Annotated in this window: 1 protein-coding gene; it reads left to right on the forward strand. The window is 66.0% G+C overall.

From position 1 onward, the window contains the following. Positions 1-37: 37 nt before the first annotated feature. On the forward strand, positions 38-288 hold a 251-nt coding region (locus tag ACLI50_RS22565; RefSeq protein WP_411414677.1), incomplete at its 3' end, for a hypothetical protein.

A 288-nucleotide genomic window follows, 5' to 3' on the forward strand; every position in this document is an offset into this window, starting at 1 on the left:
GGCAGGGCGGCGCGATGTTGATAGAGACGGTGTGATCATGGATTCACGGATCATGGACCTTCTCGCCGACCGCGTGCTCGAGCTCGGGCCGAAGCCCGCTGCGGACAGCCCGTACAGGAATTTCAAGCTGACGCGTGACGAGGACGGCATCGCCTGGCTGCTGTTCGACCGCGCCGACACCAGCGCCAACACGCTGTCCGCCGACCTGCTCGAAGAGCTCGATGCCATCGTCACGGCGCTGGAGAGCCAGCGGCCGACCGGGCTCGTGGTGCGCTCGGCCAAAAAGAG

Origin of the sequence: Chryseobacterium cupriresistens, from assembly GCF_046614675.1 — a bacterium.
GTDB lineage: Bacteria > Bacteroidota > Bacteroidia > Flavobacteriales > Weeksellaceae > Chryseobacterium > Chryseobacterium cupriresistens.